Source organism: Pseudomonas sp. HS6-2 (genome assembly GCF_049325675.2).
Classification (GTDB): Bacteria; Pseudomonadota; Gammaproteobacteria; order Pseudomonadales; family Pseudomonadaceae; genus Aquipseudomonas; species Aquipseudomonas putida_N.
This window is the reverse complement of sequence record NZ_CM143906.1, coordinates 4,182,608-4,209,079: the sequence shown is the minus strand read 5'-3', so window position 1 is coordinate 4,209,079 and position 26,472 is coordinate 4,182,608. Positions and strand designations below refer to the sequence as shown.

Here is a 26,472-nt window from a genome sequence, read left to right as displayed (position 1 = left end):
ACAATAACCAGAGGTTCACATGCAAGAGCAACTGAAGATCGCCGGGGCCTTCGTCGGCGTGATCGTGGGGGCGGGCTTCGCGTCCGGGCGGGAACTGCTGTTGTTCTTCGTCGATTTCGGCCTCTGGGGGCTGTTGGGCGCCCTGATCAGCGCGGCGCTGTTCACCTTCCTCGGCATGGCCCTGGCCGGGTTGGGCAACCGCCAGCGCGCCACCTCGCACAAGGATGTGATCCAGGCCATCTGTGGGCGTCACCTGGGGCTGTTCGTCGATTGGCTGATTACTTTCTTCATGTTCGCCGTGACCGTGGTCATGCTGGCCGGTGGTGGAGCATTGCTGGAGCAGCAGTTCGGCATTCCGGCACGGACCGGCAGCGTGCTGGTGACGCTGCTGGTGGTGGCGATCGTGTGCCTGGATGTGCGCAAGGTCATTGTCGCCATTGGCGCGATTACCCCGTTGCTGATCCTGGTGGCCTCGGCGATTGCCCTGTACGCGGTGTTCACCCGTGGGCAGAGCCTTGCCGCGCTCGACCAGCTGGCCAGCCAGCAACAGGCCGGCACCCGGCACTGGTTGCTTGGGGCGTTTCTGTACGTGTCCTACAACATCGTTGCCGGGGCACCGATCCTGGCGATCCTCGGCGGCTCGGCCAAGGGCGAGAAGGCTGCCGTGTGGGGCGGCCTGCTCGGGGGCGCTGCGCTGGGCTTGCTGATGTTGGTGATGAGTGCCGGGCTGCTGTCGCGCCTGGACAGCGTGGCCGACTTGCCCATGCCGATGCTGTCGATTGCCAACGAAGTGTCGCCGCTGCTGGGCGTGGTGATGTGCCTGATCATCTTCGGCATGATCGTCAACACGGCGGTTGGCACTTTGTTCTCGTTCCTGTCGCGGCTGTTGCCAGCGGGCACGGCCAAGTTCCGCTGGGGTTCGGTGGTCACCGGAGTGGCGGCGTTCGTCTGCAGCCTGGTGGGGTTCATCAGCCTGGTGGGCGAGGTGTATCCGCTGTTCGGTTACCTGGGCTTCGTGCTGATGGCGGCGGTGTTGCTGGCCTGGGTGCGGCGGGGCAGGAGTGGCCAGGCGGCGGTCGCCTAGCGCGCAAACCCTCGTCGGCGAGCGCCGACGAGGGGCGCTGCATCAGATGCGGAAGCTGCCCACCAGCTGCTTCAGGCGCCCGGCCTGCTGAGCCAGGGCATCGCAATGCTGCAGGGTCTGGTTGAGGTTCTCCACCCCTTGCTGGTTGAGCGCGTTGATCTGGGTGATGTCCAGGTTCAGGCTCTCGACCACCGCCGTCTGTTCCTCGGTTGCCGTGGCCACCGACTGGTTCATGCCGTCGATTTCACCGATGCGCTGGGTCACGCTGGCCAGGCGCTCGCCGGCCTGGTTGGCCACCTGCACGGTCTGTTCGCTCGATACCTGGCTGGTGTTCATGGTGTGCACCGCCTCGCGCGAGCCTACTTGCAGGCTGGTGATCATGCGGTGGATTTCTTCGGCCGATTCCTGGGTGCGGTGTGCCAGGTTGCGGACCTCGTCGGCAACCACGGCAAAGCCGCGCCCGGCCTCACCGGCACGGGCGGCTTCGATGGCGGCGTTCAGCGCCAGCAGGTTGGTCTGCTGGGAAATGCCCTTGATCACGTCAAGGATCTTGCCGATCTCGTCGGTGCTGGCATTGAGGGTTTCGATCTGTTCGCACGACTCGCTGATGCGCTGGGACAGCGCGGTCATGGCGTTGATTGCCTGCTCGACCACCTCACGGCCGCCATGGGCCTGGTCACTGGCGCCGCTGGCGTGTTGCGAGGCATCGGCCGCGTTGCGGGCGATCTCTTGTGTCGCGGCGCCCAGCTGGTTGATCGCCGCGGCCACGCTGTTGGTGCGCATGCTCTGTTCTTCGGAGCCGATGATCGAGGCGTTGGAGGCGTTGACCACTTTTTCCGACAGGTCGTGCACCAGGCGGGTAGCCGAAGACACTTCGCTGATCGAGGCATGGATGCGTTCGACGAAGCGGTTGAACGAGCTGGCCAGTTCGCCGAATTCGTCCTTGTGCTGCACGTCGAGGCGGCGGGTCAGGTCGCCTTCACCTTCGGCAATGTCGCGCATGGCGCGGCCCATGGTGGTCAGCGGGCGCATCAGCACCGGGATCAGCAGGCCGAGCAGCACGGCGATGGCGATCACGGCGATGAGCATGGCGATGATCGCCGAGGTGCGGAACTGGCTGATGGCAGCGTAGGCTTTGTCCTTGTCGATCGACAGGCCGATGTACCACTGCGCCGATGGCAGGCCGGCGACCGGGGCGAACGAGATCAGCCGTTCTTCGCCGTTGAGGGTGACGTCCTGCATGCCGGCAGTCACGCGCAGGCCGCTGCCTGGGTAGATGTCCTTGAGATTCTTCATCAGCTGGTCTTTGTCCGGGCTGACGATCACCTGGCCATTGCTGTCGGCGAGGAAAGCGTGGCCGATGCCGCCGAAGTCGACCGAGTTGATGATCTCGACCAGGGTGTCGAGGGTCAGGTCGCCGCCCACCACGCCGATCAGTTCGCCGCTGCGCTTGCTTTTCACCGGTACCGCGATGGTCACCATCAGGCCACCGACGGCGCCCTGGTACGGGGCGGTGAGCACGGTCTGGCCGGCGCTTGCCGCACTGGCGTACCACGGCCGCTGGCGGGGGTCGTAGCCGGCCGGCATCTGCGTGTCAGGGCGCTGGGTGAACACGCCATTGGCCTGGCCCAGGTAAGTGAAAAGGAAATTTCGCGTGTAGGAAGGCTGCTCGATCAGCCCGCCCAGGGTCTCTCCTGCCCCTTGTTCGGCAATGTCCTGCGCCAGGTTTTCCAGCACCAGAATGCGCCCGCTCATCCAGTTCTGCACGCTGCTGGCGGTCAGCGCGCCGGCCTGCTGCACGGAAGATTCGATGTTCTGGCGAAGGGTGTTGCGTTGCAGATAATCGTTGTAGAGCGTGAACAGCGCAAAGGCCAGCACCACGACACCGCAGGCGCTGAGGAGGATCTTGTGGCGAAATTTCAGGTTCATGTTTCGAGACCTTGAGCCATGGAGGGGAGGGCGCCGCGCGCTTGTGGCACGATGGCGGGGCCTGTCTCCTGGTATATCGGCTTGCCCGGTAAAATGTTGAAACACTTACCTATTTTTTGCGGCCCCGGTCGACGGACGGTGAGCTAGCCGGCGGCCAGCAGGTCGATCAGCAGGCGTGCGCCCTGGCGCAGGGGCTGCTGCTTGCGCCAGAAGGCATGGATCGGCAGCTGCAGTTCGTTGCGGGTATTGCGAAACTGCAGGCGCACCAGGCGCCCGGCAGCGACCAGCGGCGCCACCCGGGCCAGTGGCAGGTCGCCCCAGCCAAGGCCGGCTTCGACCATCTGCAGGGCCAGGTCGAAGCTGTCGGTGGACCAGTGCGTGGCGCCGATCAGCGGGCGTGGATCGAGCAGTGGCAGGTCGCGGCTGCGGACCAGGATCTGGCGCACATTGACCAGGTCTTCGAGGTAGTGGATCCGGCCCTCGCGCAGGGCCGGGTGGGCCGGCGCCAAGGTGGCCACCAGCGACTCCATGCCGATGTGCTGGAAGCTGCGGCGGGCATCGACCTGCAGGCCGGCAAAGGCCAGGCACAGGTCGGCGCGGCCGCTGTCGAGCAGGTGCAGAGCTTCTTCCTGAGGGGCGCTGAGCAGCTGAATATCGAGCAGTGGGTAGCGTGCGCCGAGGCTGGCAATGGCCGCCAGCAGCGGGCGGTGGTCGATATCCGGCACCACGGCAAGGGTCAGGCTGCTTTCCAGCCCTTGGGAAAGCTCCAGCGCATGCACCTGCAGCAGGCCCAGCTGTTCGGCGATCAGCCGTGCATGGGGTTCCAGTGCCAGGGCCTGGGCGGTGGCGCGGACCTCGCGTGAGCCGCGCTCGAACAAGGTGTAGCCCAGTTCGGCTTCAAGGTTGCCGATGGCCATGCTCACCGCCGAAGGCACGCGCTGCAGGGCGCGGGCAGCGGCGGAAAACGAACCGCGGTCGAGCACGGCGAGAAACAGCTGGATGTTGTCGCTGGAAAAGTTCATGGCAGCCTCCTGTCAGTCAATCTGAAAGCTGCTGACTTTTTCTGTCAAGCGGATTGAATCATCCTTTCGCCTCATCGCATTTCGACACATGAGGTAACCCGTGCAGGGCGTCAAACGCAAACTGGTCTACGTGACCTTCTATGAACTGATCGGCCTGTGCATGTCGACACTGGGGCTGGCCTATCTGTCGGACACCCAGGCGTCACACACTGGGCCGCTGGCGGTGATGATCACCACCATCGCCATGCTCTGGAACCTGATCTACAACAGCCTGTTCGAGTCGTGGGAGAGCCGCCAGGCCAAGCGTGGGCGCAGTGTGGCGCGGCGGGTGGTGCATGCCGTCGGCTTTCAGCTGACCTTGGTGGTGTACCTGATTCCGCTGATTGCCTGGTGGCTGGACATGAGCCTGGTGGAGGCATTTCTGGTGGACCTGGCGTTCATCATTCTGATCCCGTGTTACACCTTCGCCTACAACTGGGCGTTCGACCGGATCTTTGGCTTGCCGACTTCGGCCATGGCTGCGGCCTAAGGCAGGCGAATCAGCAGCGGCTCCTGTGCTGTCGGCACCTGCCGCTGTTCGCTCTGCTGCTCCACCAAGGGTTGTGGCATGGTCGCCAGCAGGCTGTCCTCGACCTGCCCAGACAGGTAGTACACCCCCGCCAGTGCGCCGCTCTGGCGGTTCTCCATCAGCTCCTGCCATTCCTGGTTGAGTGCGACATTCAGGATCACCCGCAACTGCTCGATCATCTGCGGCTGGTCACGGTTATGGGCCATGATGCCGTAGCCTGTCGATACGATCGAAATCATCGCCCCGGCCACCTTGCCCACGGCGCTGGCCACGGCGCTGGCGATGCCGCGTGGGGCCAGCGTGGCGCCAATTTTCTCGCTGGCATCAGTCGCCACCGACGACAAGCCTGCGTCGGTTTTGCCAGGGCCTTTGGCGGCCTGCTTGTGCAAATGGTCGCGCAACGCCAGCCAGGCCGGTTGCTGCTCCAGTGACTTGGCCCGTAGCAACTCATACAGCGAGGCATTGCGGGCGGAGGGTGGCCCCAGGTGGATGGCCGGGATGCGGTTCAGGCGCTGGCTGATTTGCTCTGGGGCGGCATTGTAGCGCTGGATGATGGCGGGCAGTTGCTGGCCGAACAACTGTATGTACAGCTCGCAGGCACGATCGCGGATGCCCTCGGGGTTGATCTGTTCGGCCACCGGTTCGATGACCCGTTGGTGGTACTGCTCCTGCAGGTACAGCGCCAGGCGTTTTTCCGCAGGCTCGCGGCCCTCGCCGCTGTCGAGCTTGTACCAGGCGACCTTCATGGTAAGCCACTGCTGGGTCCAGTAGCCGGTGAACCAGGGGATGAAGTCTTTTTCGGTGCGTTGCTGCACTTGCTCCTTCCACACCCGCATCGAGCGCCGCGCATAGTCGTTGGCGGAGCCCGCGGCGCTGGCAGAAGCCTCGATCAGCTCCTGGTCGATGCGCTGCCAGGCGGCAGGGTCGAGCACCGCCGGTGGAGGTGGGGCAGGCGGGCGTCTGCCGGCGCAGCCGGCGATGGCCAGCAAAAGGCACAGCATGATTAACAGCCGCGGGCTCACTCGGCGGCCTCCCTGCAGATAGAGGCTGGGGGTTATCCGAGTATAGGGGCACGGTTTGGCGGCTGCTGTGCAGCCCATCGCCGCCCCGGTTTAATCGAGGTCGAGCTTGTCTTCGAGGCGGTCGAGGTGATCATGCATCAACGCCAGCGCCGCCCCGGCATCACCGGCTTCCACAGCATCGATGATCGCGGCATGTTCCTCCCAGGCGCAGTGGTCGCAGCAGGGCGACTCATAACGGGCGATGATCAATGAGGTCATCGGCACAAGGCCGTTGAGAAACCGCGCCAGCGGCTCATTGGCTGCGACCTGGGCGAGCTTCAGGTGAAACTCGCCACCCAGGCGGATGGCGGCGCAGCGCTCGCCGCGCTCATGGTGCTGGCGCTCGCGCTCGACCAGTTGGCGCAGCTGGCGAACCTGCGCTGGCCGGGCACGCTGGGCGGCCAGGCTGATCAAGGTGGTTTCGGCCAGGCGCCGGGCGCTGAGCACCTGGCGCGCCTGCTCGGGGTCGGGGGCGGCCAGGTGCGCGGTGTGGCTGGGGCGCTGCACCACGACTTGCTGATCCGACAGGCGCCCGAGCACCCGGCGGATCACCGTGCGGCTGACCCCGAAGGCATTGCCCAGGGCCTGTTCGGGCAACAGGCTGCCAGGCGGCAGGCGCTGCTCGAGAATCGCGTCGAACAGACGAGGGTAGATCTGCTCGGCCGACAGGCGGGTTTCACCGGCGGCGAGCAGGGCAGGCAGGCGGGGGGCGGCTTGGGCGCAGGCGGTCATGGTCGCTCTCCTGGGGTCATTGGCCGGGCTGGTCGTCCGGGATGTTGAGTTGAATGCCCATGCGCTGCCCCTCGGCGAGGATGTGCTGGCGCATCTGGGCACTGGCCTGGGAGCTGTTGCGTTCGCGTATCGCGCGCACCACGGCTTCGTTTTCCTTGAGCCGCGCGGCCAGGTGCTCGGGCGAGTTGTGCAGCATGCTGGCGCTCTGCTTGAGGGCATTGCCGGTCTGTTGCACCACGCTCTGGAAGATCGGGTTGGTGGTCAGTGCGAACAGTGCTTCATGGAAGGCGATGTAGGCCTTGACCCCGGCTTCGCTGTCTTCGGCTTCCAGGGCTTCGCGCATGTCCATCAGGGTCAGGCGCAACTGGCCGATGTCCTGGTTGTTGGCCGATTGCGCGACCAGGCCGACGATGAACGGCTCCAGGGTGTAGCGCAGCTCCAGCACGTCGGCCAGGCTGGCCGCTGCGGCGCTTTCGCCGGCTGGGTCCTGGGCTGCTGCCTCGGCATCCAGCACCAGCACACCCTTGCCCGGCAGCGAGCGCACCAGGCCGAGGGTTTCCAGCACGGTTACCGCTTCACGCAGGCTGGGGCGGCTGATGCCAAGCTGTTCTGCCAGCTCGCGCTGGCCGGGCAACATGTCGCCGGAGCGCCATTGGCCACGGGCCAGGGCCTGGCGCAGTTTTTCCACCACGGAGGTGACGACGGTCGATGAGCTGATCACGGTTTGCTCCTGAAAAGGCCGGCGAAAGTGCCGGCCACGCGGGCTCAGAATTCCTGCTGATGGGCGTTGGGTTGTTTGCGCGGCGCATGGGCGAAGCCGGGTTTGCCTGCGAGCACGTTGTGCGCGCGCTCAAGGTCGATATCCTTTTCCCAGCGGGCGATGGCCACGGTGGCCACGCAGTTGCCGATCAGGTTGGTCAGTGCCCGGCCAATGCCCATGAACCAGTCCACCGCCAGTACCAGTACCAGGCCCACCACCGGAATCGCTGGCACGGCGGTCAAGGTCGCGGCGAGAATCACCAGCGCCGAGCCTGGGATGCCGTGAGCGCCCTTGGAAGTCACCAGCGACACCAGCAGGATGGTCAGCAGGTCGGTCATTGCCAGAGGCGTGCCGGTGGCGTTGGCAATGAACACGATGGCCAGGGTCAGGTAGATGGAGAACCCGTCGAGGTTGAACGAGTAGCCGGTGGGGATCACCAGGCCGACGGTGGAACTGCCGATGCCCAGGTGTTCCAGCTTGCGCATGATCTGCGGTAGCACGGCGTCGGACGACGCGGTGCCGAGGACAATGGTCAGTTCCTCACGCAGGTACTTGATGAACGGCAGCAGTTTCAGGCCTGACACGCGCATCACGGTACCCAGTACGATCAGCACGAAGCCGGCACAGGTCAGGTAGAACAGTGCCACCAGGCCACCCAGGTGCTGCAGCGACTCCAGGCCGTACTTGCTGGTGGTGAAGGCGATGGCGCCGAACACACCGATCGGCGCCAGGCGCACGATCATGCCCATGATGCGGAAGATCACATGACTCAGCTCGTTGATCAGCCGCGAGATGCCCGTGGCCGAGTCGCCCACCAGGTTCAGCGCGCTGCCGAACAGCACCGAGAACAGCAGCACCTGCAGGATGTTGTTGTCGGCGAAGGCACCGACCACCGAGTTCGGGATCAGGTCCATGAAGAACGCCGTGGCCCCATGAATATGCTGGCCACGCTCGGCCAGGCTGCTGGCGTCGGCGCTGGACAGCTGGTCGAGGTGGATATTGGCGCCGCTGCCGATGCCGCTGCTGAAAGCGAACACCAGCCCGATGACCAGGGCGATGGTGGTCAGTACTTCGAAGTAAATGACCGATTTCAGGCCGATGCGCCCGACCTTCTTGAGGTCGCCGGCACCTGAAATGCCGCTGACCACCACGCAGAAGACGATCAGGCCGATGAGCATCTTGATCAGCTTGATGAAACCATCGCCGAGGGGTTTGAGTTGCAGGGAGACTTCGGGGAGGCTGAGGCCGCAGGCGATGCCGAGGGCAAGGCCGAGTACGACTTGCAGGAAGATCGAACGCGAGCACCATTTGAGCATGGGAGTGATCTCTGATCGGTGTCCTTGCTTCGGTGCCGCACGGGGCAAAAGAGCGCAGGACTTCTTTATTGTTGTGGTCTTACCGGTTTGTTCAGCGCCGGAGCATAAAACCGTGAAAAATCCGACATTGCAAGGAGTTTTGGCCTTACCGGTCTGACCAGTTACGAGGCATTGGCAGCGATCAGGCTCTAGTTCGGTGCATGGGCCATTACTGCCGACCCAGGCGGTCCGACGAAATCAGCTCAGGACTGGACCAACGCCTGGTCAGCCGATGCAATCAGCTTGCCAGGATCGTAGGGCGGGGTGCCCCGTGCCGGGTAACCGACACGGGAGGCTGGCTTAGGCGTCGGCCGCGAACGCTCGTGGGTTGGTTTCGCTCATGCTCAAGGTCAGTCCGGCTATCAATGCTTCACGGGCTCGTTGGCGACTTTCCAGTAACAGTTCTGAAGCCCGCAGGTAGCGTTCACTGTCGTTGGACAGGTCGACCCGTTGCAGCACACCTGCGCGGCGCCAGGCAATTTGCCCCATGTGCTGCTCCAGGCTGGCGATGTAGCCAGGCGGGACCTCGGGCCCGGTGTAAGCGCCAGCCTCCGCGGCGCGGTCATTGAGCGTGTCGAAGTATTCCGAAGCGCCCTCCCATTGCCGGGCAAAGGCCTTGAACTCATGAGGCCGCAATCGTTCAAGCCAACGCTGCCAGAAGGGTTGATCGCTGGCCCAGCCATTGAGGTGTTGCGCGCTTGCCTCGGCCCACACTGCATGCTCCAGGGCCTGTAAGGTGTTGTCGCTCAGGCGCGCGAGATATTCATACTGCATGGTGACCGGCTGCGTAGGCAGCCGGAGCCGCTGCTGCAGGTGGATCCGTGCGAACAAGGCCATTTCCAGTTCATCCAGAAGGAAGTCCGGCTCGGTCAACAGCGCGTCGCTGAGGTCATCATGGATCGACAAAGCCGGTGCCGCCTCGCGCTCGGCGGCATTGCCGGCCTCGGCCAATGCCCTTCGTCTGGCACGCCGTGCGTTGTACAGCCCGCCGATCTGCTCATCGAGCAGGCGCTGGCGCATCAGGCTCGCGGCGCTTTCGATGGCGACCTGTTCATTGCTGGCCCCCGGTTGTGCATGGACCACCGATTGCCAAACGGTCACCTCGGTCTCGATCTGCTGGAAGAGCAGGATGGCCTGGTCGACGCATTGCTGGCCTGCATCTGTCAGCAGGTCGTTGATCTGCTGCTGCAACTGGGCAATACCTGTACCAGGCCGATCTGTATGCGCACCGTCGACCAATGCCTGCAGCACGTGGCGCATGCGTTGATTCATCGCGGCTGAACTCGTCTGGTAGGCCTGCGTACCGGGCATGCGTTGATACAAGTCAAACAGCGGTTGCCAGTTTGCATCCATCCAGTAACTGGAAACGTGTCCCCGCAGTGCGGGGGGCCAACCGGCTGACCAGTCTTCTTCGTTGGTGCTCTGCTGGGGCGCCAGGCCGGCGTCTTCGAGCCGTTGCAACGCCAGCTCGCTGAGCGGATTGTCGTCGAAGGCATGGTTCAGTTCATCGTCGCCTTCGCGTACCCGGCGGGCGAAGGCCGTATCGCGCAACACAGGCACATCGACCAGTTCGTTCAGGCTCAGATCGATGGCGCGCAGGTTCATGGGCTCCTGATTCATCAATGCGATCAGCCCCGCAGGCCATTCGAAAATCAGCGTACGCTCCAGATCAAGTTGTTCGAGTGCGCTCCAGCCGGTCAGGTCGGGCGCCAGTTCCAGCGGGTTGTAGCGCAGCGAAAGCAGGCGCAGGCGGTTCAAGCCGGCAAGCGCCGTGCGGCTTTCGTCGGTCAGCACGATTTCATTGCGCCCCAGTTCGAGGTGGGTAAGGCTGGGCCAGCGCTGCAGTGCCTGAAAATGCTCCGCGCCGAAGGTCAGGTTATTGAGGTCGGCCTGGAAAAAGCTCAGGGCCGGCAGTTCGGCTAGCCGTTCAAGAGTACTGACGGAGAGGTTCTGCAGACTTTGTGACAGGTTCAGGCGCTTAAGGTCATGCAGGCGGGTCAGCGTGGTGAGATCGGCCTCCCGAGAGAGATCGAGCAGGTTGTGCGAAAGGTCGAGTGATTGTATGTCGGCGAGTTCGCCCAGTGCTGCAGGAATTGTCCGCAGAGCGTTGTTTTCGAGGTCCAGGTTGCGTGCCCGAGGGAAGGCTCTGAGAAAACTATCCAACTGAGTATCGGCACGATCCGCCAGCCCGCTGATGCGCAGTTGGCGAACATGGGGAAGGGCTACGCTCAGCGTTGGCAGCGTCCCTAGGTCTGCCGCATCGATCTCTACAATCACGAAGTTGAGGGCGCCGGTCGGGTCGACGGGGTTCTCCCGTCGCCACGCCTGGCGTATGAGCTGGGCCTGCAGATCACGAGCCGTGCGCTGCTGGCCTCGGGCAGCCTCGACCCAGCCTTGCAGCTCGCTGTCGAGGCGTTGGTAATCGGCGCGCAGCCCTTCGAGCAAGCGGGCGAATGCGCCAGGCCGATCGCCTGCTTCATCCCGCAGCTGCTGGCGCAACCATTCGCGTTCCTCCAGGTTGCCGGTCGGGTACAGCTGGTCGAACAGTTCATCGTCGCTCAGCCAGCCGCGACCGCGGCCACTGAGCCTGTAGCCCGGCTTGCCGGCCAGCCAGCTCGGTGGGTTGTAAAGTGGACGAACCGGCGCCATGCCCAAGTCGCCCGCAGTGGTTTCGCGATCCTGGCATGCCAGTTCGAACAAGGCATCGCGCAGCCCCGTTACATCATGGATGTCCAGCTTCAGAGCGTTGCGTTCGCTATCGGGCAGGGCCCGCAGGATGGATGCCAGCAGCTCATCGCGGTTGCCCAGGACCTGGCCTGAGTCGTCGGCGGGCTCATAGCCCAGGCCGCTGCGCTGCACCTGTTTGCTGGTCGTACCATTGCCCGCCACGTCGATCAGGCGGCCATTGTCACGAAGTTCCAGGCTGATGTCGCCAGTCCATCCAGGTAGCCGAGGCAGGTTGGCGAACACCAGCCGGTCGCGGTCAGCACCGCTTCCCTGCGCTTGCCGGAGCTGAGCTAGCGCGCGGTTGAGGCGCGCGTCACGCAAGTACAACCGCGCCTGTTCGGCCAGGCGCAAGGGCAGCCGGCCACTCTGCTTGAGCGCGGCCAGGTCCTGGCTGGAAGCGGTTGCCAGAATTTCACTGCGTATTCGGGGGCTGAGTGAAGGAAAGTCTCGGGCCAGCACACTGTTATCGGCGAGACCGGCATTTTGGGGCAGCGTAGCGCCAAAGGCTTCGAGGCTGTCCAGGAGCAGGGCCGGCAAAGGGCGATGATCCTGCAGCAGTCGGCGCACAGCGGCGTCGTCATAGCCGCTGCTGCGCAGGGCATGCATCAGCGCGGTATCGTCCAGGCCGGCGCTTGCCGGGCCGAGGCGGCGTGCCAGGCCAGGGCTCTGCCAGGCCAATGGCCGCTCGTGCTCCAGCAACCATGTACCTTCGCCATTGCCCACCAGCCTGGGCTGGTGACGATGGTACTTGCCCGGTGCAAGTCGCCAGCGCCCCTTGCCCGCGGACTCCACGGCGTATGCCTGATCTTCGTGCAGCCACCAGCGCTGCCCTTCCCAGGTGTGCAAGCCGCTGGCGGGCAGTGTCGTTTGCGCTGGCCAGGGGCGGGGCCGGGCGAACGCCGACAGGCCGCCATGCCACAGGCGTTCGCTGTCGCCTTCGCCGACGCGTTGCCAATCATGCAATGGCCCGGTCGGTTCGACGAAATGCCCGGCGGCGCCAATGGCGGCGAACTGCGCAAGGTTCTCGAACACGGCGAACAAATGGCCGATGGCCTGGTCGCTTTCGCCTTCATTGGCTGCATGCACCCCTTCGAGAAACTCGTCCACCACTTGCGCACCGCCCACCACCAGCATCACCTCGGCGAGCCCGGGGACGAAGAAGCTCGCGACATTCAGAATATTCAGGCCAGCCGCCAGCCAGCCTTCGACGGTTGCGCGTAGCGCCGCCGCGTCGCGCTGCTCGGTCGGCACCACGATATGGGCTGCATCCTGGCGTTTGCGTTCAAGCATTGTGCGTGTGCGCTCGGCGAAACAGTCTTTGCGCCAAGGCGTTGCGCTCCATGGCAACCTGGCGTTTTTATCCAGGGTCTCCTGCCACAGATGGCGGGGGTTGGGAAACAGCCGAGAGATCCAGCTGAAATGCTCGCCTTTTTCCAGACTTGGAGTGACTGGCTGCAGCGTGGCATAGGGGAAGCGAGGAAACAGCGTCTCGCGTAGCCGCTTGGCGAATAGAGGCTGTTGGTCATGGCCGACATAACGCAGGTAAAAGCGCCGTTGCTCGTCGTGCCAGAGCATTTGCGTCATGGCTTGGCCCAGCGCTGCGAGCGAAGGGTACTGGCGCAGCGCCTTGGTTGGGTGGCCAGGCAGGTAAAGCAGGCACACTTCCTTGTTGGCCTGCGGCCGCATGCGGATCAGCAACGGACCATTCAGCGGGCAGTCGAGCAGGGTGAGGAAACAGCATTCCAGTGCTTGCAAGCTACCATCGGGGCGCGGGAGCGAAAACGCGCCTGCCAGTGCTGCCTCGCCCAAGGACTGACCGTGGCTGTCGATGTGCCCATGCAACTTCGCCAGGCTGATTTCGGCGGCAAAGGCGGCCTTGTCCTGTCGTATTTGCATTTGCCGCGTGAGGTCGGTGTCGAGCAGATCAGTCAGGTGATCCTGATAGCGGCGTCCGAGGTCCAGATTCCGGACTGCCTTGACGAAGCGTCCGGCATCGATGTCGGTACTAGCCGCTGCGTCCTTGTTCAGATACAGCCTTACCTGGTCGCCCTCGTCGAAGTTCAGCATGGCTGCCTCCAGCCATGACCTGTTGCGTCCTTGGGTGATGTCCCAGAGCCAGCCCTGGCCAACATCAGGCAGCTCCCGCTCGGCAAACCAGTATGCCAGCGCATCTTCCAGTTGCGGGCGGCAAAATGCTTCAGGTGCCTGCACGCCTGCCAGATGCATGCGAAGCTGACGGGTGGCACGATGGCTTTCCCGTACGCGTAATTCCAGTTGCTTGCGTTCTGCAGGCGTACGGGTTGTCAACCATTGCGGTGCGCGTCGTTGTATGAGCGCCAGGTGTGGCGAAGGCTGTGTGGGCATGAGCCGCTCTCCATTGTCGGGCGGCCAGCGTAGGGAGGGACACAGAGCGATTGGGTTATCGGGTTACAGCCCGGTCGACGGCGGTATGCATTTGATCGCGGCTAGCTCCGGGTGTGCCACCAGTTTGTCGATATGCAGCGAATCGTCGTTCATCCAGCTTTCGCTGAGGACCCGATAGTGCTCCATGTCACGGCAGCGTAGGCGCAGGCTGTAATCGAAGTGGCCACTGATCAGTTGGCATTCGTGAACTTCCGGGCACTTCAGCATGGTGGCCTCGAAGGCTTTCTGCGCGACGCGCCCGCTCTGGTTGGACAGGGCCACCAGCACCAGCAAGGACAGGCCAGGGGCGAGTTTCTGCAGGTCGATGATCGCGCCGTAGCCGCGGATCACCCCGCGGCGTTCTAGCTTGCGCACCCGCTCCAGGCAGGGGCGCGGGGTGAGGTGGACCAGGGTCGAGAGCTTCTCGAAGGTGATGCGGCCGTCGTGGCGCAGTACGTCGAGGATGGCTTCGTCGATGCGGTCCAGCGGTGGGGCGTTGGCGTCCTTGGTGTCCATGCGCGGGGCTTCTTTCGAAAGAGGGCATGGACAGGGTAGGCGCAAACCGGAGCCGCTGCGCGACCCCGGGTTGTATCAGGCACAGGCGCTTTCTGCCTTGTGCATCGCGCGCGCCCCCACTACCCGAGGTTGCAGCAGCGCATAGAGGTCCTTCGGGTTGTCCAGCTTCGGCACCAGCGTAATGTCCTGGCCGATCCCCAGCATGCGTGCGCTATCGAGCACGTAGCGCAGCGCCGAGTAGTCTTCCAGGGCAAACCCGACCGAGTCGAACAAGGTCACTTGCTCGGCATGCTCGCGGCCTTGCACAAGCCCCGCGATCACCTGCCAGAACTCGATCACCGGCGAGTTGCCAGGCAATTGCTGGATCTCGCCCTCGACACGGCTCTGTGGCTCGTATTCGACGATCACCCGCGCCTGTTCGACGATGTCGCGGTGCAGCTCGGTCTTGCCCGGGCAGTCGCCGCCCACGGCGTTCAGGTGCATGCCCGGCTCGATCATGTCCGGCGTGAGGATGGTCGCATAGGCCTTGTCGGCAGTGACCGTGGTGACGATGTCGGCACCGCGCACCGCTTCGGCAACCGAACTGGCGACACTCAGCTTAAGCCCGGGGCGGCCGGCGAGATTGGCCACCAGCTTGGCAGAGGCCGTCGGGTCGATGTCGTACAGGCGGATTTCGTCAATGCCCACCAGGGTATTGAAGGCGATGGCCTGGAATTCGCTTTGTGAGCCATTGCCGATCAACGCCATGCTGCGGCTGTCTTCACGCGCAAGATAGCGTGCCGCCAGTGCCGAGGTGGCGGCCGTGCGGATCGCGGTGGTCAGGGTCATCTCGCTGAGCAGCAGCGGTGTGCCAGTGTCGACATCGGCCAGGGTGCCGAAGGCCATCACCGTGGGCAGGCCGTGACGGGTGTTCTTCGGATGGCCATTGACGTACTTGAAGGCGTACAGGCTGGCGTCGGACACCGGCATCAGTTCGATAACCCCATCGGGCGAGTGGTTGGCCACCCGTGCACACTTCTCGAAGGCCGGCCAGCGCAGGTAGTCCTGACGGATATATTCGGCCATCTCAACCAGGCAGGTGGGCAGGCCTTTACGGTTGACCAGGCGGGCGAGGTCTTGCACATCGATGTAGCGGGTCATGACGGGTCTCCTTGCGGCGACGCTCCAGTAAGGGCTGTGGAGATATTGTCAGACGCGCAGCGTTGCGATGCTGGCTGAAGCAGGGGCTGGCGACAGCGGGGCTGGCTGATTTTGGCCAAGCGGCAGCAGAATCGGCTGAGGCAAACCTCTACCCGCCATCAGGCAATCTTTTTCAAGGCGTGGTACGGCTGTTCTGTTGCCCAACTCCTCAACTGGCCGTACATATGAAAACGGCACCTCGAAAGGTGCCGTTTTTACTCACTTATGCAGCTCTTCGGCTGCATACAGCGTGTTTTCCAGCAGGCAGGCGCGGGTCATCGGCCCGACACCACCCGGAACCGGCGTGATCCAGCCGGCGCGCGGCAGGGCGGTCTCGTAGACCACGTCGCCGACCAGCTTGCCGTGTTCCTGGCGGTTGATGCCGACGTCGATGACGATGGCTCCTTCCTTGATCCACTCACCCTTGACCAGGCCAGGCTTGCCGGCTGCCACGACCACCAGGTCGGCGCGGCCGACGTGGCCGGCCAGGTCCTTGGTGAAGCGGTGGCAGACGGTCACGGTGCAACCGCCCAGCAGCAGCTCCATCGCCATCGGGCGGCCCACGATGTTGGATGCGCCGACGATCACCGCATTCATGCCATAAAGGTCCTGGCCGGTGCTTTCCAGCAGGGTCATGATGCCTTTGGGCGTGCACGGGCGCAGCAGCGGGATACGCTGGGCCAGGCGGCCGATGTTGTACGGGTGGAAGCCGTCGACGTCTTTGTCGGGGCGGATGCGCTCGAGCAGCAGCGACGCATCCAGGTGCGCCGGCAGCGGCAGTTGCAGCAGGATGCCATCGACGGCCGGATCGTCGTTGAGGCGGTCGATCAGCTCGGTCAGCGCTTGCTGCGTGGTCTCGCTGGGCAGGTCGAAGGCCTGGGAAATGAAGCCGACCTCTTCGCAGTCCTTGCGCTTGTGCGAGACATAGACTTGGGAGGCGGGGTCGGTGCCGACCAGGATCACCGCCAGGCCCGGAGTGCGCAGGCCTTGCTGGCGACGCTCCTCGACACGTTGAGCGATCTGCTTGCGCAGGTTGGCGGCGATCGCCTTGCCATCGATTAGGTGTGCAGTCATAGACGCGTGATTAACCATCGAGAAAGGAACAATAAAGAGGGCGTATTCTCGCACGACATCGCCCAAGGGCAAAGGCGGGTGGTCGGGCAAATCCCCTAACCCCTTAAATAAATTAAATTTTTTCGAGAAAGGTGTTGACGACCTGGAGGCTCGCCTATAAGATTCGCCGCACTTGTCGGGCACAGCCTAGCACTGGTTGGCGAGGTCGGGCAGAATGAGTGGTTTAGCAGTTATCTGTTAAAGGCTTGTTCGGTTAGGCTTCAAGCTTAAGCGCCCGTAGCTCAGCTGGATAGAGCATCCGCCTTCTAAGCGGATGGTCGCAGGTTCGAGTCCTGCCGGGTGCGCCATTTAGGCAGCTTGGGCAAGCAAGTAAGGCTGTAATGCAATATGGTGGGCGTAGCTCAGTTGGTAGAGCGCTGGATTGTGATTCCAGTTGTCGTGGGTTCGATTCCCATCGTCCACCCCATATTCGACGAAGGCGCCTTTGATTGAACGATCTGGCGCCTTTGTTTTAAGCGTTACGCGGACGTGGTGAAATTGGTAGACACACTGGATTTAGGTTCCAGCGGCGCAAGCTGTAAGAGTTCGAGTCTCTTCGTCCGCACCATGCTTCTGTAAGGTTGTATCGCAACACTGAAACACCGCAATATGGTGGGCGTAGCTCAGTTGGTAGAGCGCTGGATTGTGATTCCAGTTGTCGTGGGTTCGATTCCCATCGTCCACCCCATATTTTTTGAAGGCGCCTTGATCGTGAGATCGGGCGCCTTTGTTGTTTCTGGGGTGTTTCGCCTGAGCCTTGCAGTGTCTGCGAGATTGAGCGCCGCGCGGGCGGCGCTCGTTCTCCCGGGCGCGGGAAGGCTCAAGCTGAAATCGTCGCAGCCATAACTCCATCTCGCCCCTTGTAATCCTCTGGTGACACCCCAATAAAAGCTGTTAGATTTCAGCCGGTTGAAACACCGGCCCATTTGGCCGGCAGAGGAACACCCCGATGATTGCAAAAGAAGCCCGCCAGGCCTTGGCGCTGCAGCGCTTTGCCGAAGCCAATCGGCAACTGCTCGAGGAAATCCGCGAGCTGGACACGCGTGAGCAGGCCCAGCAGATCGAGTGGGCATTCGAGGATGCCGCCGATGAGCAGGGTATTCAGCCCTGGGAGCTGGCGCTGCAGCTGATTGCCGAAAGCCCCGAGCAACTGCAGGCCATGCGCCTGGAGACCCATCGCGAAGTGGCTGAGGCGTTGGGTGTGGAGTGGGAGGAGTACTGCCAGTTCAATGAGATCGATCCTGAATAAGCAGGTCGCTTTCAAGCTGACGGTTGTTTGACAAGGTATTTCGGTTGTGTGCCACCCATTGGGAGGTATGCAGCCCTCTATATATAGAGGCTTGGCACTTCACCGTGCGGGCCATGCAAGTTAATCGACCGGCGAGGTTTCCCGTCGTCCCGGGTGGGGTGACTTCTGGTGCGTGACTCACTAGAATGCTTGCCCTTGATTCTGGAGTCGGGCTATCGCCGGCTAACGTCTGTGCAACGAGGAATATCCATGCAAGTTTCTGTTGAAAACACTTCCGCTCTCGAGCGCCGCATGACCATCGCCGTTCCGGCCGAGCGCGTCGAGAACGAAGTCAACAAGCGTCTGCAACAGACTGCCAAGCGCGCCAAGGTCGCGGGCTTCCGCCCAGGCAAGGTGCCGATGAGCGTGATCCGTCAGCGTTTCGAAGCCGATGCCCGTCAAGAGGCGTTCGGTGACCTGGTCCAGGCTTCCTTCTACGAAGCCATCGTCGAGCAGAAGCTGAACCCGGCTGGCGCTCCGGCCGTCGAGCCGAAGTCCTTCGAGAAGGGCAAGGACCTGGAATTCGTTGCCATCTTCGAAGTGTTCCCAGAGTTCACCGTTGCCGGCTTCGAGTCGATCAACGTCGAGCGCCTGAGCGCCGAAGTGGCTGACGCCGACCTGGACAACATGCTGGAAGTCCTGCGCAAGCAGAACACCCGCTTCGAGGCTGTCGAGCGCGCTGCGCAGAACGACGACCAGGTCAACATCGACTTCGTCGGCAAGGTCGACGGTGAGGTGTTCGCCGGTGGTTCCGCCAAGGGCACCCAGCTGGTACTGGGTTCCGGCCGCATGATCCCAGGCTTCGAAGATGGCCTGGTTGGCGCCAAGGCTGGCGAAGAGCGCGTTGTCAACGTGACCTTCCCAGAGGACTACCAGAACCTGGACCTGGCTGGCAAGGCCGCCGAGTTCACCATCACCGTCAACAGCGTATCGGCCCCTGCGCTGCCAGAGCTGAACGAAGAATTCTTCGCCCAGTTCGGCATCAAGGAAACGACCCTGGAAGGCTTCCGCACCGAAGTTCGCAAGAACATGGAGCGTGAGCTGCGTCAGGCGATCAAGACCAAGGTCAAGAACCAGGTCATGGACGGTCTGCTGGCCGCCAACCCGATCGAAGTGCCAAAGGCCCTGCTGGAAAACGAAGTCAACCGTCTGCGCGTCCAGGCTGTTCAGCAGTTCGGTGGCAACATCAAGCCTGAGCAACTGCCGGCCGAGCTGTTCGAAGAGCAAGCCAAGCGCCGTGTGGTGCTGGGCCTGATCGTCGCCGAAGTGGTCAAGCAGTTCGACCTGAAGCCGGACGAAGGCAAGGTTCGCGAAATGATCGAAGAAATGGCTTCGGCTTACCAAGAGCCTGAGCAGGTCATCTCCTGGTACTACAAGAACGACCAGCAGCTGAACGAAGTTCGTTCGGTTGTGCTGGAAGAGCAAGTTGTAGATACTGTTCTGCAGAAAGCGACTGTGACCGACAAATCGGTCTCGTACGAAGATGCCGTTAAGCCAGCACAGGCTCCTGCCGACGCTGAGTAACAGGCTTCTCTCGTAGGAAACCCCCACAAGCCAGCCTTCGAGCTGGCTTGTGCGTTATCAAGCCATGACTATTTGGGAGTGAGCGCAGGACATGTCCCGCAATTCTTATATTCAGCAGAGCTCTGACATCCAGGCCGCAGGCGGCCTGGTCCCGATGGTTATCGAGCAGTCCGCCCGTGGCGAACGTGCCTACGACATCTACTCGCGCCTGTTGAAGGAGCGAGTGATCTTCCTGGTTGGCCCGGTAGAGGATTACATGGCCAACCTGGTAGTGGCGCAGCTGCTGTTCCTTGAGGCGGAAAACCCGGACAAGGATATCCATCTGTACATCAACTCCCCAGGCGGTTCGGTGACTGCCGGCATGTCGATCTACGACACCATGCAATTCATCAAGCCGGACGTCTCGACCATCTGCATCGGCCAGGCCTGCAGCATGGGTGCGTTCCTGTTGGCCGCGGGTGCCAAGGGCAAGCGTCACTGCCTGCCGAACTCGCGCGTGATGATCCACCAGCCACTGGGCGGTTTCCAGGGCCAGGCTACCGATATCGAGATTCACGCCCAGGAAATCCTCAATATCAAGGCGCGCCTGAACGAGCTGCTGGCCTACCACACTGGCCAGGAACTCGAGACCATCAAGCGTGACACCGAACGTGACAATTTCATGAGCGCCTCGCGCGCGGCCGAGTACGGCCTGATCGACTCGGTGTACGACAAGCGGCAACTGGCCTCCTGAACCCAGGTGCCAGAGCAGGTAGGTGCGGAAAGCGCCTACCTGCGGACTTGAAAAAGCCCGCAATTGCCTTCATCTTGTGTTGCAAGCCTACCGGATTGGATCGATCGAATGACTGACACCCGTAACGGCGAGGACAGCGGCAAATTGCTTTATTGCTCCTTCTGCGGCAAAAGCCAGCACGAAGTGCGCAAACTGATTGCCGGGCCCTCGGTATTTATCTGCGACGAGTGCGTCGACCTGTGCAACGACATCATCCGTGAGGAGGTGCAGGAAGCCCAGGCCGAGAGCAGCGCGCACAAATTGCCTTCGCCGAAAGAAATCAGCGGCATCCTGGACCAGTACGTCATCGGTCAGGAGCGCGCGAAGAAGGTGCTGGCGGTGGCGGTGTACAACCACTACAAGCGCCTGAACCAGCGTGACAAGAAGGGCGACGAAGTCGAACTCGGCAAGAGCAACATCCTGCTCATCGGGCCTACCGGCTCGGGCAAGACCCTGCTCGCCGAAACCCTTGCACGGTTGCTGAACGTACCGTTCACCATTGCAGACGCCACCACCCTGACCGAAGCCGGTTATGTGGGTGAGGACGTCGAGAACATCATTCAGAAACTGCTGCAGAAGTGCGACTACGACGTGGAAAAGGCCCAGATGGGCATTGTCTACATCGACGAGATCGACAAGATCTCCCGCAAGTCGGACAACCCGTCCATCACCCGTGACGTTTCGGGCGAGGGCGTGCAACAGGCACTGCTGAAGCTGATTGAAGGCACCGTTGCTTCGGTTCCGCCGCAGGGCGGCCGCAAGCACCCGCAACAGGAATTCCTGCAGGTTGATACCCGCAACATCCTGTTCATCTGCGGTGGCGCCTTCTCCGGCCTGGAAAAGGTCATCCAGAACCGCTCCACCAAGGGTGGCATCGGTTTCGGCGCCGAAGTACGCAGCAAGGAAGAGGGCAAGAAGGTTGGCGAATCGCTGCGTGAAGTCGAACCGGACGATCTGGTCAAGTTTGGCCTGATCCCTGAGTTCGTCGGTCGCTTGCCGGTTTTGGCGACCCTCGACGAGCTGGACGAGCCTGCGCTGATGCAGATCCTCACCGAGCCGAAGAATGCCCTGACCAAGCAGTATGCCAAGCTGTTCGAGATGGAAAGCGTGGACCTCGAGTTCCGCACCGACGCCCTCAAGGCCGTCGCGCGCAAGGCCCTGGAGCGCAAGACTGGCGCCCGTGGCCTGCGTTCGATCCTGGAAGGCGTGCTGCTCGACACCATGTACGAGATTCCTTCGCTGAAGGATGTCAGCAAGGTGGTGATCGACGAGAGCGTCATCGAAGGCACTTCGCAGCCGCTGATGATCTACGAGAACAGCGAGCCGCAAGCCAAGGCCGCGCCCGACGCCTGATTTCAGGTAAATGCCGGGTGATGGCAGCAAGCAAGAAAGGGGCCTACGGGCCCCTTTCTGCTTTTCCTATGCAAGCGCTTGTAATTTCCCAAGCGTGCCCCCACATTAGGTCCAAGCATCATTTCCACCGGTTTCCGGCCATAAGGCCGCTGTAGAGGCGAAATCATGAAGACCACCCTCGACTTGCCTCTTTTGCCATTGCGCGATGTCGTCGTCTATCCGCACATGGTCATCCCACTGTTCGTGGGGCGTGAGAAGTCTATCGAAGCCCTCGAGGCCGCGATGACGGGCGAGAAGCAGATCCTGCTACTGGCCCAGAAGAACCCGGCCGATGACGATCCAGGCGAAGACGCCCTGTATCGGGTCGGTACCATCGCTACCGTATTGCAACTGCTGAAGCTGCCCGATGGCACTGTCAAGGTGCTGGTCGAGGGCGAGCAGCGCGGTGCGGTCGAGCGTTTCACCGAAGTTGAAGGGCACATCCGTGCCGAAGTCTCCCTGATCGACGAAAGCGACGCTGCCGAGCGCGAGTCGGAAGTCTTCGTGCGCACGCTGCTGTCGCAGTTCGAGCAGTATGTGCAGCTGGGCAAGAAAGTCCCCGCCGAAGTGCTGTCGTCGCTGAACAGCATCGAAGAGCCTGGTCGCCTGGTCGATACCATGGCCGCGCACATGGCGCTGAAAATCGAGCAGAAGCAGGAAATCCTCGAGATCGTCGACCTGGCGACCCGTGTCGAGCACGTGCTGGCACTGCTGGATGCCGAAATCGACCTGTTGCAGGTCGAGAAGCGTATTCGTGGCCGGGTCAAGAAGCAGATGGAGCGCAGCCAGCGCGAGTACTACCTGAATGAGCAGATGAAGGCCATTCAGAAGGAGCTCGGCGATGGCGACGAAGGCCACAACGAAGTCGAAGAGCTGAAAAAGCGCATCGAAGCCGCCGGCCTGCCGAAAGATGCCTTGGCCAAGGCCCAGGCCGAGCTGAACAAGCTCAAGCAGATGTCGCCAATGTCTGCCGAAGCCACCGTGGTGCGCTCGTACCTCGACTGGCTCGTGCAGGTGCCGTGGAAGGCCCAGAGCAAGGTGCGTCTGGACCTGGCCAAGGCCGAGGAAATCCTCGATGCCGACCACTATGGCCTTGAAGAGGTCAAGGAGCGGATTCTCGAGTACCTCGCCGTGCAGAAGCGGGTGAAGAAGATCCGCGGTCCGGTACTGTGCCTGGTTGGCCCGCCTGGCGTGGGCAAGACTTCGCTGGCCGAGTCGATCGCTGCCGCGACCAATCGCAAGTTCGTGCGCATGGCCTTGGGCGGCGTGCGTGACGAGGCCGAGATTCGTGGTCACCGTCGTACCTACATCGGTTCGATGCCTGGCCGCCTGATCCAGAAGATGACCAAGGTCGGTGTGCGTAACCCGCTGTTCCTGCTCGACGAGATCGACAAGATGGGTAGCGACATGCGTGGCGACCCGGCTTCGGCGCTGCTGGAAGTGCTCGACCCGGAGCAGAACCACAATTTCAACGACCACTACCTGGAAGTCGACTACGACCTCTCGGATGTGATGTTCCTGTGCACCTCGAACTCGATGAATATTCCGCCGGCGCTGCTCGACCGCATGGAGGTCATCCGCCTGCCGGGCTACACCGAGGACGAGAAGATCAACATCGCGGTCAAGTACCTGACGCCCAAGCAGGTCAAGGCCAACGGTTTGAAGACCGAAGAGCTGGACATCGACGTCTCGGCGATTCGCGACATCATCCGTTATTACACCCGCGAAGCCGGTGTGCGTGGCCTGGAGCGCCAGATCGCCAAAGTCTGCCGCAAGGTGGTCAAGGAACATACCGGGCAGAAACAGGTCAAGGTCAAGGTCACCAGCGAGCAGCTCGAGCACCTGCTTGGCGTGCGCAAGTTCCGTTACGGTCTGGCCGAGCAGCAGGATCAGATCGGCCAGGTCACCGGCCTTGCCTGGACCCAGGTGGGCGGCGAATTGCTGACCATCGAGTCGGTCGTCATCCCTGGCAAGGGCCAGCTGATCAAGACCGGCTCGCTGGGTGATGTCATGGTCGAGTCGATCACGGCCGCGCAGACCGTGGTCCGCAGCCGCGCCCGCAGCCTGGGGATTGCCGCCGACTTCCACGAGAAGCACGACGTGCATATCCACATGCCCGAAGGTGCCACGCCGAAGGACGGCCCGAGCGCTGGTATCGGCATGTGCACCGCGCTGGTGTCCGCGCTGACGCAGATTCCGGTACGCGCCGACGTGGCCATGACCGGTGAAATCACCCTGCGTGGGCAGGTGCTGGCCATCGGCGGGTTGAAGGAAAAGCTGCTGGCCGCACACCGTGGCGGGATCAAGACAGTGATCATTCCCGAGGAGAATGTTCGCGATCTGAAGGAAATTCCGGAAAATATCAAACAGGATCTGCAGATCAAACCGGTCAAATGGATTGACGAAGTCCTGCAAATTGCGCTGCAATACGCCCCGGAGCCCTTGCCAGATGTGGCTCCGGAGATTGTCGCTAAAGATGACAAACGCGACGGCGATGCTAAGGAAAGAATCAGCACGCACTAGTAGTTTTTGGCTGGGGGGCTTTCCTTGACAGTTTTTTCTGGGCCTTGCTATAAAGCGGCACGCTATTGTCAAGCTGCCACCCGGCACACGTTTCATAAGCTTTTCTTTACATACTTAGAAACAAACTCAATAGAGAAATAAGGGGACTTAGAGTGAACAAGTCGGAACTGATTGACGCTATCGCTGCATCGGCTGACATTTCCAAGGCTGCCGCCGGCAAAGCTCTGGACGCTGTGATCGACTCCGTAACTGGCGCCCTGAAAGCAGGCGACGACGTCGTTCTGGTTGGCTTCGGTACCTTCTCGGTCAAAGAGCGCGCCGAGCGCACCGGCCGTAACCCACAAACCGGCAAGGCGATCAAGATCGCTGCTGCCAAGGTTCCAGGTTTCAAGGCTGGCAAAGGCCTGAAAGACGCCGTCAACTAAGTCGTCTCTTTCAGCCGGACCTGGCCTGGCCAGGTCCGAGCACGCTGATGGCGGGCCGCAAACGTTCCCGCCTGACACGTTTGCTAAGAAAAGGCGCATCCTCGGATGCGCCTTTCTTTTATCAGGATTCTACCCACGCTCCGCGGTTGTCGACGCAGTGGTACAGCCGTTTCTGGGGGACGCATGCTGCAAAATATCAGGGACAATTCACAAGGTTGGATTGCCAAGACCATCATTGGCCTCATCGTCGTGTTGATGGCGTTGACCGGCTTTGAAGCCATTTTCAAGGCCGCCACCCACAGCCAGGACGCGGCCAAGGTGAACGGCCACACCATCAGCCTGAACGAGCTGAGCCAGGCCGCCGACATGCAGCGCCGCCAGCTGATGCAACAGCTGGGCAAGGATTTTGACCCAGCGCTGCTGGATGAAAAGCTGCTGCGCGACTCTGCGCTCAAGGGCCTGATCGATCGAAAACTGCTGCTGCAGGGTGCCGAAGACGCCAAGTTCGCCTTCTCCGAAGCCGCGCTGGATCAAGTGATCCTGCAGACGCCGGAATTCCAGGTCGATGGCAAGTTCAGCGCCGATCGTTTCGACCAGGTCATCCGCCAGATGGGCTATGGCCGCATGCAATTCCGCGACATGCTCGGGGAAGAGATGCTGATCGGCCAGCTGCGTACCGGTATTGCCGGCAGCAGCTTCGTCACCGACCAGCAGGTCGACGCCTTTGCCCGCCTGGAAAACCAGACCCGCGACTTCGCTTCCCTGACCTTCAAGGCCAACCCGGCAGCGGTCAAGGTCAGCGATGACGAGGTCAAGGCGCATTACGACCAGCACGCCAAGGAGTTCATGACTCCGGACCAGGTGGTCATCGACTACATCGAGCTGAAAAAGTCGGCGTTCTTCGACCAGGTCAAGGTCACCGACGAAGAACTCAAGGCCCAGTACGAGAAGGAAGTCGCCAACCTCGCCGAGCAGCGCCATGCCGCGCATATCCTCATCGAGGTCAACGACAAGGTCACCGACGCCCAGGCCAAGGCCAAGGCCGAAGAGATCGAGCAGCGCCTGGCCAAGGGCGAAGACTTCGCCAAGCTGGCCAAGGAGTTCTCCCAGGACCCAGGCTCTGCCAGCAATGGCGGTGACCTCGGCTTCGCCGGCCCGGGCGTGTATGACCCGGCCTTCGAAGACAGCCTGTACAAGCTCAACGACGGCCAGGTATCGGCCCCGGTGCGTACCGAGTTCGGTTACCACCTGATCAAGCTGCTGGGCAAGCAGGCGCCGGAAGTCCCGAGCTTCGCCAGCCTGAAGGACAAGCTGACCCGCGACCTGAAGACCCCGCTGGTCGAGCAGCGTTACGTCGATGCCAGCAAGCAGCTGCAGGATGCCGCCTACGAGGCTTCCGACCTGGCCCAGCCGGCCCAGGACCTGAACCTCAAGGTGCAGACTTCCGCTCCGTTCGGCCGCGAAGGCGGCGAGGGCATCACGGCCAACCGTGGCGTGATTCAGGCTGCGTTCTCCGAAGAAGTGATGGATGAAGGTGCCAACAGCACCGCCATCGAGCTGGACCCGGAAACCACCGTGGTGCTGCGCGTCAAGGAGCACCGCAAGCCGGAGCAACTGCCGCTGGAGGCCGTGGCCAAGAACATCAGCGAACACCTGGCCAAGGAGAAGGCGACTGCCGAACTCAAGACCAAGGCGGACAAGCTGATTGCCGGTCTGCGTGACGGCTCCATCGCTGCCGCTGGCGCTCACGACGGTCAGGAATGGAAGACTCACGAAGCCGTGACCCGTGGTCAGGACGGTATCGATCCGGCCGAGCTGCAGGCGCTGTTCCGCCTGGCCAAGCCGCAAGCCAAGGACAAGCCGGTGTACGGCAGCGTGGTCCTGGCCGACGGCAGCCTGGTCGTGCTGCAGCTCAAGGGCGTCAACGAAGGTGCCACCGCCAGCGACGACGAGAAGCAGCAGATCCGCCGCTACCTCGCATCGCGTGCTGGCCAGCAGGACTTTGCGGCTTACCGCAAGCAGCTGGAAGGCACTGCCGACATCACCCGCTACTGAGTGATGGATGCATGACGAAACAGGCCGCGCGATGCGGCCTGTTT

General features: G+C 62.3%; 19 protein-coding genes, 4 tRNA genes and 1 pseudogene. 13 read left to right on the top strand and 11 right to left on the bottom strand.

All coding sequences use genetic code 11. The features are described from left to right. The first annotated feature begins 19 nt into the window (after nucleotides 1-19). Nucleotides 20-1,084 carry a YkvI family membrane protein gene (locus tag ACOKS3_RS19645; protein ID WP_103448184.1) on the top strand — a complete coding sequence of 355 codons (1,065 nt, stop codon included), beginning with the start codon at nucleotides 20-22 and terminating at the stop codon, nucleotides 1,082-1,084. Between the two features lie 42 nt (nucleotides 1,085-1,126). Here ACOKS3_RS19645 and ACOKS3_RS19640 read toward each other — a convergent pair whose 3' ends face one another. The 3 genes and pseudogenes from ACOKS3_RS19640 to ACOKS3_RS19630 all read right to left on the bottom strand — a co-directional run bounded on the left by ACOKS3_RS19640 (nucleotide 1,127) and on the right by ACOKS3_RS19630 (nucleotide 4,035). Further along, entirely contained in the window at nucleotides 1,127-1,867 is a 741-nt protein-coding gene (locus tag ACOKS3_RS19640; RefSeq protein WP_371922750.1) for a methyl-accepting chemotaxis protein, read from the bottom strand. Between the two features lie 114 nt (nucleotides 1,868-1,981). Beyond that, a pseudogene (mcpA, locus tag ACOKS3_RS19635) lies at nucleotides 1,982-3,013 on the bottom strand (methyl-accepting chemotaxis protein McpA); the annotation flags it as partial. Nucleotides 3,014-3,156: 143 nt separating this feature from the next. Further along, entirely contained in the window at nucleotides 3,157-4,035 is an 879-nt protein-coding gene (locus ACOKS3_RS19630; RefSeq protein ID WP_103448182.1) for a LysR family transcriptional regulator, read from the bottom strand. A 100-nt stretch (nucleotides 4,036-4,135) separates the two neighbouring features. Here ACOKS3_RS19630 and ACOKS3_RS19625 point away from each other — a divergent pair, with 100 nt between their 5' ends. Next, nucleotides 4,136-4,564 (top strand): PACE efflux transporter, encoded by a 429-nt coding sequence (locus ACOKS3_RS19625; RefSeq protein ID WP_103448181.1) that lies wholly within the window; start codon nucleotides 4,136-4,138, stop codon nucleotides 4,562-4,564. On the opposite strand, the gene ACOKS3_RS19620 is transcribed toward ACOKS3_RS19625, so the two are convergent. The 8 genes from ACOKS3_RS19620 to folD form a co-directional block, all read right to left on the bottom strand. Next, nucleotides 4,561-5,625 (bottom strand): hypothetical protein, encoded by a 1,065-nt coding sequence (locus ACOKS3_RS19620; protein WP_103448180.1) that lies wholly within the window; start codon nucleotides 5,623-5,625, stop codon nucleotides 4,561-4,563. The genes ACOKS3_RS19625 and ACOKS3_RS19620 overlap by 4 nt on opposite strands. 90 nt (nucleotides 5,626-5,715) lie before the next feature. Continuing rightward, nucleotides 5,716-6,396, bottom strand: a complete 681-nt coding sequence (locus ACOKS3_RS19615) for a GntR family transcriptional regulator (RefSeq protein WP_103448179.1) — start codon at nucleotides 6,394-6,396, stop codon at nucleotides 5,716-5,718. A gap of 16 nt (nucleotides 6,397-6,412) precedes the next feature. After that, complete coding sequence (locus ACOKS3_RS19610; RefSeq protein WP_103448178.1) at nucleotides 6,413-7,117, bottom strand: FadR/GntR family transcriptional regulator; 705 nt, start codon at nucleotides 7,115-7,117, stop codon at nucleotides 6,413-6,415. A gap of 44 nt (nucleotides 7,118-7,161) precedes the next feature. Continuing rightward, nucleotides 7,162-8,472 (bottom strand): C4-dicarboxylate transporter DctA, encoded by a 1,311-nt coding sequence (locus tag ACOKS3_RS19605; protein WP_103448177.1) that lies wholly within the window; start codon nucleotides 8,470-8,472, stop codon nucleotides 7,162-7,164. A 339-nt stretch (nucleotides 8,473-8,811) separates the two neighbouring features. Beyond that, nucleotides 8,812-13,602: a dermonecrotic toxin domain-containing protein gene (locus ACOKS3_RS19600; protein WP_422763910.1), complete on the bottom strand. Its 4,791-nt coding sequence runs from the start codon at nucleotides 13,600-13,602 to the stop codon at nucleotides 8,812-8,814. A gap of 63 nt (nucleotides 13,603-13,665) precedes the next feature. Continuing rightward, nucleotides 13,666-14,157 carry an Lrp/AsnC family transcriptional regulator gene (locus ACOKS3_RS19595; protein ID WP_103448175.1) on the bottom strand — a complete coding sequence of 164 codons (492 nt, stop codon included), beginning with the start codon at nucleotides 14,155-14,157 and terminating at the stop codon, nucleotides 13,666-13,668. A gap of 75 nt (nucleotides 14,158-14,232) precedes the next feature. After that, nucleotides 14,233-15,297 (bottom strand): ornithine cyclodeaminase, encoded by a 1,065-nt coding sequence (locus ACOKS3_RS19590; protein WP_103448174.1) that lies wholly within the window; start codon nucleotides 15,295-15,297, stop codon nucleotides 14,233-14,235. A gap of 258 nt (nucleotides 15,298-15,555) precedes the next feature. Then, nucleotides 15,556-16,410, bottom strand: coding sequence for a bifunctional methylenetetrahydrofolate dehydrogenase/methenyltetrahydrofolate cyclohydrolase FolD (folD, locus tag ACOKS3_RS19585; RefSeq protein WP_422763909.1), 855 nt, complete (start codon nucleotides 16,408-16,410; stop codon nucleotides 15,556-15,558). A gap of 270 nt (nucleotides 16,411-16,680) precedes the next feature. On the opposite strand from folD, the gene ACOKS3_RS19580 reads away from it, so the two are divergent. The 11 genes from ACOKS3_RS19580 (at nucleotide 16,681) to ACOKS3_RS19530 (ending at nucleotide 26,428) form a co-directional block, all read left to right on the top strand. Then, a tRNA-Arg gene (locus tag ACOKS3_RS19580) sits at nucleotides 16,681-16,757 on the top strand. 43 nt (nucleotides 16,758-16,800) lie between these two features. After that, nucleotides 16,801-16,876, top strand: a tRNA-His gene (locus ACOKS3_RS19575). Between the two features lie 56 nt (nucleotides 16,877-16,932). After that, nucleotides 16,933-17,017: transfer RNA gene (locus ACOKS3_RS19570), tRNA-Leu, on the top strand. Between the two features lie 44 nt (nucleotides 17,018-17,061). Next, nucleotides 17,062-17,137, top strand: a tRNA-His gene (locus ACOKS3_RS19565). 261 nt (nucleotides 17,138-17,398) lie between these two features. After that, nucleotides 17,399-17,698, top strand: coding sequence for a DUF6388 family protein (locus tag ACOKS3_RS19560; RefSeq protein WP_422763908.1), 300 nt, complete (start codon nucleotides 17,399-17,401; stop codon nucleotides 17,696-17,698). A gap of 249 nt (nucleotides 17,699-17,947) precedes the next feature. Beyond that, a complete protein-coding gene (gene tig / locus ACOKS3_RS19555; protein WP_103448171.1) occupies nucleotides 17,948-19,261 on the top strand; it encodes a trigger factor in 1,314 nt (437 codons plus the stop codon). Nucleotides 19,262-19,352: 91 nt separating this feature from the next. Beyond that, entirely contained in the window at nucleotides 19,353-19,994 is a 642-nt protein-coding gene (clpP, locus tag ACOKS3_RS19550; protein WP_003250240.1) for an ATP-dependent Clp endopeptidase proteolytic subunit ClpP, read from the top strand. A gap of 108 nt (nucleotides 19,995-20,102) precedes the next feature. Next, nucleotides 20,103-21,386, top strand: coding sequence for an ATP-dependent Clp protease ATP-binding subunit ClpX (gene clpX, locus ACOKS3_RS19545; RefSeq protein ID WP_103448170.1), 1,284 nt, complete (start codon nucleotides 20,103-20,105; stop codon nucleotides 21,384-21,386). A gap of 165 nt (nucleotides 21,387-21,551) precedes the next feature. Continuing rightward, nucleotides 21,552-23,948 carry an endopeptidase La gene (gene lon / locus ACOKS3_RS19540; RefSeq protein WP_103448169.1) on the top strand — a complete coding sequence of 799 codons (2,397 nt, stop codon included), beginning with the start codon at nucleotides 21,552-21,554 and terminating at the stop codon, nucleotides 23,946-23,948. A gap of 152 nt (nucleotides 23,949-24,100) precedes the next feature. Further along, on the top strand, nucleotides 24,101-24,373 hold the full coding sequence (gene hupB / locus ACOKS3_RS19535) for a nucleoid-associated protein HU-beta (protein ID WP_103448168.1): 273 nt from the start codon (nucleotides 24,101-24,103) through the stop codon (nucleotides 24,371-24,373). A 183-nt stretch (nucleotides 24,374-24,556) separates the two neighbouring features. After that, entirely contained in the window at nucleotides 24,557-26,428 is a 1,872-nt protein-coding gene (locus ACOKS3_RS19530) for a SurA N-terminal domain-containing protein (protein WP_103448167.1), read from the top strand. The last annotated feature ends 44 nt before the right edge of the window (nucleotides 26,429-26,472 follow it).